The following is a 6,504-nucleotide window of genomic DNA, read 5'->3' on the forward strand; positions in this document are numbered from 1 at the left end:
TAATTTGTCTATTTTTTGATCATTTTCTAATTTTTGTTTTTCTAATAGACTATAGTTTTTATTATATTCAAGTGATTTTAATTCTTTTTCTCTTTTTCTAATTTAGAAAGTTCTTGTTTATTAGATTTTATTTTTTCTAATTCATCAATTTTTACTCTAGAAGATTCAATATTACTTTTTAAAACTTGGACGTTTTCTTCTGGATGCTTATTTTCTTGTTTTAAGTCATCTATTTTTTTTACTTTTGAGTCAAGTTCTTTTGTAATTGTTTCTAACTCTATATTTTCTTTTTTAATTGAATCAGACACTTCTGATATTCTTTGTTGGATTTGAGTTTGATGTACTGATGTAACAGAGTTTAGGGTTAATGGTCAAAAGCTATATTTATCACCAATCATTGATCTTTATAATGGTGAAATTGTCTCATATTCAATTCAGACAAGTCCTAATTTAAACTTAACTAATTCTATGTTGAGAAAAGCACTTAGAAAAGTTAAAAATACTAATGGTTTGATAATTCATTCTGATCAAGGATTTCATTATCAACATATTAGCTGAATTAAAATACTAGAAGAAAATAACATAATTCAAAGTATGTCTAGAAAAGGTAATTGTTTAGATAATGCTATAATAGAAAATTTTTTTGGTCTGTTAAAACAAGAAATTTATTATGGTGAAAAATACAATTCAATACAAGAATTAATTAGATCAATACACAAATATATTTATTGATTCAATAACATAAGAATAAAAGAAAAATTAAAAAGATTGTCCCCCTGTACAATTCAGAAAACAATCCTGTTATAATATTGAAAATTTTTAGTCCGTGTTTATCGTAGCGGGGGGATTGCTAGTTTTAATTAAAAAAAATATGTATTTAATAATTATTTATCATAATGTTCTAAACAGCACCTGTTTCAAAAATATATTGACATTATATATATATATATATATATATATATATAATGTGTCTTATCAAAAGATAAACAACCAATTGTAAAGGACATTATATGAAAAAATTATTAACAATATTAGGATCAGTAGGTATGATTGCTACAACAAGTGCTGCAGTAATTGCTTGTGGTGATAAAACTTCAAAAAAAACTCCAGATACTAAACCTACTGAAGAAAAGAAAGAAGAAGAAAAAGAAAAGACTGAAGAAACTAAAAAAGAAGAGTCTAAAAAGGAAGAAAAGAAAGAAGAAGATATAGAACATAAATTTTCAGAAGTTAATGGCAAGCTTTTAGGTAATTTTGAACCAAATGAAAATAATATTGTTGAACAATCCAAAATTAAAAAAGAATTAGTTGGGAAATTAAAAGTTAAGGAATCTGAACTACAAAGTTTAGAAGTTGATTATGAGAAAAAGGCTGGGTCTGTTGTAATTCTTAAATTTAGTAAAAAACTGGATTTTAAATTTACTACAATTTATGACTTAGGAGAAATAGAGTCAGAAAATAAGAACGGTACAACAGTTACTTCTCAATTAAAAATTAAGGAAGCCTTAGCTAAGAAATTAAAAACAGAAACAAAAAATATACAAGGGTTAAATGTAAATTATAACAATAATACAGGTACTGCATATGGACCTAAATCTTCTAATTTATTAGAATTCAAGTTTTCAGTGAAAAATTCTTCTCCTAAACAATCAGAATAATATTAAAATCTCGGCACTCTCCCTCCCCCGAGATTTTTTTTCTATTTGTAGTAATTTTCATATTACTTTACAAAACTAAATAATAATAGTTTTGTTTTAATGATAGAAATAATCTATAAAGTAATTTATTCAAATACTAATAATCATAAATAAGTAAATGTAATATCACTTATTCAATGACCTCTATTAACAACAATTGCAAAACTCATTGATATTAAATGTAAAAAATATAAACTTAATAAAATAATTTTAATTAGTGTTAACTTCTGATTATTTGTTAAAAAATAAAAGAATGTGCATCCAATAATTAAAGTAGCAGCTACATGGCCTGATGGAAATGCTCAATCAAACCAGTGTTTAAACTGTACTGAATTTTTATCTGGTTTAAATAAACTTCCGTTAATTTTATATCAAGGTCATTCACCAGGTATATTATTAGCATATTTATTATCACCAATATTAAATCCATGTTTAAAAGTAGATTGATTTAAATAATGATCAACTCAATCATTATGATTATCTAATCTAAGTTGTTCTAATAAATCATCATAAATAATATTGTAATAATAAGGTCTAGAAGTCATTCCTTTTAATAAAACTATAATAGTATAAGAAACTAAAAGAATAAATAAAATCTTTACAGCTTGTAATCAATATTGTTTTACTAAATAACTAGGATCATTTTTAAACTTATAATGGATTATATAAAATCCAACAAATAAACCTACACAATGAATAACTAAACTAACTATTAAACAAATATTTCTATATTTACTACTCAATAGATAAATAGCATCTCCACCATGCCCAAATCCGTTATCGGCATTAAATTTAAAATAAGTAGTAATACATTTAATCACTACAAACATAATATAAACTGTTATATAGATTAGTTTTAATAACCATTTATTTTTCTTTCAAAAGTTATCTTCTTTATTTTTAGTTTTAAATAAAAATCAACTTTCAATGAGTACCATTATATTAAATAATATAAAAACTATTAACTCAGTAGTTCCTAAAATATCATAAAATATAGATCAATACTTAACTATTTCATACTTAAATCCTTTTTCAAAAAATATTGCCAATTTAAGATCGATTGTATAAAAAGAAGTAAAAATAAAGCCAATTAAAGATATTAAAAACAAAAAGCCAACAAAAAGCATAATTAAAATACTTACTGGCTTTATTTTTTTATTTCTAAACTTAAATTGGTTATTCATAACTAACTTCTTTTCTATTTAATATATTGCTTTTTAATATATTAAATACTTATTTTACTAATTAGTTAGTTTTGTTACATAATTTATTATTTTTTGTTCAAAAAAAGTTGTGTTGTAAGGAGCTGATGTTTGTGTTCTTATTCATAAAATAACTATATAATTTACAAAAATCTTATTTAATAAAAGTTTGTAAGAATCATAATCATTATACAAATATAAAAAGACTTTTTCACATTCACTATTCATATTAGAAGTTTCAATTAAATAAGCTAATTCAAAATGTTTATCACCCATTGTAGCATATTCTCAATCAACAAAATAAATTTTATTTTTAGTTTCAATCATATTAAAGGGAAATAAATCATTATGTAAAGGTGTTAAGTGATCCATTTTATCTAAAATATCATCAATTAAATTAGCATATTTATCTAAAAGTTCAATACCACTATTAAGTTCAATCATTTTTTGTCTATAGTGTTGAACTCTTTGTTTTAAATTGTTTTTTGGAAACTTTAAATTAGAATTATGTAATTGTTTAATTTGATTAGTAATTATTTTAATATTGTTTAAATCAACTACAGGTTCATTTCCATCAACATATTCTCAAACAATTTCTTTTTGATTATTACTAATAAGTTTAGGGACAAAATCAAAGTCTTTTAAAATATCATAATCAATTTGATGATTAAACCCATTATAATTTTTAATTTGTAAAAAGGTATTATCTATACGGTAAGAAACATTAGTTCCGCCTTTAGTTATTTTAGTTTTCATTAGTACTTAATCTCTCAAATATTATTTATTAGATATTTTGCTTTATTTCTAATATTTTTATTATGTTTTTGTCTACACATATAAGAATTTTTATAAAACATTTCAAACATTGAAATATCATTATAATCATCACCAGCGACTATAATATCATCACTAGAAATGTTTAATTTTTCTTGCAAACCTTTAATTGCTTGTCCTTTACTTACTTTAAATGCATGTATTTCATTAAATAAACGATTATTAATACTATTAAAAGTAATATTAACTTCTAAATTATTTTTGTTAATAAAATATTCTATTTTATTTCAAGTTTCTTGACTACATTCAATTTTTAAACATAATAAATCTTTATCGTATAAATAATCTAATGTTTTATTCAATTTTTCAAGACCAAAAAAGAATTTTTCTACATCTTTAGATCAATTTTTATGAAATAAAAAGGATTCATTTTCACTTGTTGCAAAAACTATTACATCAATTTGATTAACTATAGTTTTTAAAAAATCTAATAATTGAATTTTTATTTGATTATCTATAGTTTTTTTGTAAAAAACCTTTCCTTTATTATCACAAACCATAGCTCCAGTGTTCACAATAAAATAATCAGGTATTAAATTATATTCATTTAACAAATGTTCTTTTAGTTGCTTATAAGGTCTACCTGTTGAAATAATTAACTTATTGTTTTTTTGAAATTCATTGACAAAATCTAAATCTTTTTGATCAATTTTTAAACTATTTTTAACTTTTGAATTTCTTAAAGTATTATCAAAATCTGAAAATAAATATTTAGTCATATTTTTATACCTACAATATTATCATAATTTATTTATATTCTTTAAAATACAAAAAAAGAGAGTTTCAACTCTCTTAAATTATTTTAAATTCATTTTTTCCATTTGACGCAAACGTCTTTGACGTTCTTGATTGCCAGCTTTTCTTTTCTTTTCATTATATAAATAAAAAGCATAAGTTTGAATAATTTGTAATACTGAAGAAAAAATTCAATAAATACATACTCCTGTTGCTACTGAAACAATAATGATAATAAACACAAACATCATTACAACTTGCATAATCAATTGTTTTTTTCTTGATTTTTTTTGTGCTTCAGTTAGAGTAATTGATTTTTGTTTTTTCATTTGTAGTAGTGTTGGTAATAACATTGAAATAGCTTGTAAAGGTAAGTAAATTGCAAGAATAATAATATAAATATAGTTTCCTGCTGTAATTTGTTGTCATGGTCCTTCGATTAAAGCAATTGGACCAACTGCTGCTATTTTCAAAGCTCTTGTTGATCTAACTATTGCATAAATTGCAAATAAGAAAGGAAGGGGAGCAAATGAACCAGCTAATGCAGAAAACTGTGACATATTTTCTTTTTTATATAAAGCTTGAATTTCTAATTGTTGTTTTTGTTTAGATTGCATATCTTTTTTATCTTTATATTTAGCTTGAATATCTGCAACCTTTAATTGAATATCTTGCATTTTTTCTTGGTTAATTTGTGATTTTCAACCAAATGATAATGTAATTCCTTTAATTAATAAAGTTGTTAAGAATATTGCAAAAATAGCTGAAATTCCATAACTTAATTGAGAAGATTTATCTAATAAGGGATTTAGTGTTCCAGAAAATAGTTTGATCATTCCAGCTAATATTCATGCTGTTGGATAAACAAAGAATCCATAGAATGGAGATTGAGTTAATTTAAATGTCTCTTTTCAAGAAGTAATAGCATTATAACCATATTCAAAAAAACTACCTTTATCATAAACAAAGTGATGAACTTTAGAACCTTGTTCACCTAAAGAGCTTAAAATAATTTCAAATGAAACTCCTGGTGTATAAACACTTTTACCTGTCATATCAACTATTTGATTAACACTATATTGAGCTTGATACATCTGCACACAGCCTCAAAGCATTGAAACTAAAATAAATAAAAATCCAAAAACTTTTAATCATTTAATAATTAGTTTAAAAATTTCTTTTTTAGTTTTTGATGCTTTTTTGTTTTTTGAAGCGTTTAAATAACTCATAACTTTATCTGATTGTTTGTACAAAATAATCCCTCCTTTCTTTATTTAATTTCTTTTATTAACTTAACTAATGATTTAGATAATGTAGCATATTTTAGTTCTAAAACACTTTTTCTAACTAGAATAATGATATCTTTAGAAACAGTTCCAACTTCAGAAATGTTTTGTCTTAAAATCATTCTAATTTGTCTTTTTACTTTATTTCTAACTACAGCATTACCTATTTTTTTTCCAACACTAATACCATATTTTAAATATGATTGATCATTTTCTTTATAGTAAATAACAAAACAAAAATTTTTAATAGTTTTTTTATAATTAATTATTTCTTGAAATTCAAAATTTTTCTTAATTATTCTTTTGTTTTTCATATCCTATTAAGCAGATAATCTAACTCTACCTTTAGCTCTACGAGCTTTAATTACTTTTCTACCATTTTTAGTAGCCATTCTTGCTCTAAAACCATGAACACGTGCATGTTTTAGTTTTGATGGTTGTCAAGTTCTTTTCATACCACTTACCTCCTTTACAAAAAAATAAATAATTCACACCTAATTATATAATATTTTGTATTAAAAATACACTTATAAACTTAATTTTTAGCTTCTCTATTAAATGTATATAAAACTAAAAATTACTCACAAAAATATTAGTTAATTGTTGATAAGTTGATAAGTTATAGATTAGTGCAAATAATTAAGATTTCCTTTTTTTATATTCTGTTAATATAACTATAATATATGGATTTTGTCCACGTTTTCCACATTTTTAACAAGTCTTTAATTTATAATATCTTTGGAGATAAAT

The 6,504-nt window shown here is 22.8% G+C and carries 8 protein-coding genes and 1 pseudogene; 2 read left to right on the plus strand and 7 right to left on the minus strand.

Translation table 4 applies throughout. The annotated features are described in order from the left end of the window. Positions 1-77: 77 nt before the first annotated feature. Positions 78-398: a hypothetical protein gene (locus V2P32_RS05115; protein WP_434343586.1), complete on the minus strand. Its 321-nt coding sequence runs from the start codon at positions 396-398 to the stop codon at positions 78-80. Here V2P32_RS05115 and V2P32_RS05120 point away from each other — a divergent pair. Together V2P32_RS05120 and V2P32_RS05125 are read left to right on the plus strand one after the other, a co-directional pair. Next, positions 334-823 (plus strand): annotated as a pseudogene (locus tag V2P32_RS05120) (IS3 family transposase); the annotation flags it as partial. The gene V2P32_RS05115 and the pseudogene V2P32_RS05120 sit on opposite strands and share 65 nt — an antisense overlap. A 187-nt stretch (positions 824-1,010) precedes the next feature. Beyond that, a complete protein-coding gene (locus V2P32_RS05125) occupies positions 1,011-1,658 on the plus strand; it encodes a lipoprotein (protein WP_434343587.1) in 648 nt (215 codons plus the stop codon). 125 nt (positions 1,659-1,783) lie between these two features. Here the strand turns inward: V2P32_RS05125 and V2P32_RS05130 are convergent, their stop codons facing one another. From V2P32_RS05130 to rpmH, 6 genes are all read right to left on the minus strand, one after another. Then, complete coding sequence (locus tag V2P32_RS05130; RefSeq protein ID WP_434343588.1) at positions 1,784-2,881, minus strand: phosphatase PAP2 family protein; 1,098 nt, start codon at positions 2,879-2,881, stop codon at positions 1,784-1,786. A gap of 57 nt (positions 2,882-2,938) precedes the next feature. Then, the gene (locus V2P32_RS05135; RefSeq protein ID WP_434343589.1) at positions 2,939-3,655 is read right to left on the minus strand and encodes a phosphotransferase; all 717 of its coding nucleotides are present in this window, start codon (positions 3,653-3,655) and stop codon (positions 2,939-2,941) included. Continuing rightward, positions 3,655-4,452 carry a Cof-type HAD-IIB family hydrolase gene (locus tag V2P32_RS05140; RefSeq protein WP_434343590.1) on the minus strand — a complete coding sequence of 266 codons (798 nt, stop codon included), beginning with the start codon at positions 4,450-4,452 and terminating at the stop codon, positions 3,655-3,657. Before V2P32_RS05140 ends, V2P32_RS05135 begins: the two co-directional genes overlap by 1 nt. A 78-nt stretch (positions 4,453-4,530) precedes the next feature. After that, entirely contained in the window at positions 4,531-5,721 is a 1,191-nt protein-coding gene (gene yidC, locus V2P32_RS05145) for a membrane protein insertase YidC (RefSeq protein WP_434343591.1), read from the minus strand. A 17-nt stretch (positions 5,722-5,738) separates the two neighbouring features. Continuing rightward, positions 5,739-6,068 carry a ribonuclease P protein component gene (rnpA, locus tag V2P32_RS05150; protein WP_013448155.1) on the minus strand — a complete coding sequence of 110 codons (330 nt, stop codon included), beginning with the start codon at positions 6,066-6,068 and terminating at the stop codon, positions 5,739-5,741. A gap of 6 nt (positions 6,069-6,074) precedes the next feature. Beyond that, positions 6,075-6,209, minus strand: coding sequence for a 50S ribosomal protein L34 (rpmH, locus tag V2P32_RS05155; protein WP_011387696.1), 135 nt, complete (start codon positions 6,207-6,209; stop codon positions 6,075-6,077). Positions 6,210-6,504: the final 295 nt, after the last annotated feature.

Source organism: Mycoplasma sp. 06067-C1-B144P-99-0482-3 (genome assembly GCF_051053925.1).
Taxonomy (GTDB): domain Bacteria; phylum Bacillota_I; class Bacilli_A; order Mycoplasmatales; family Mycoplasmataceae; genus Mycoplasma; species Mycoplasma leachii.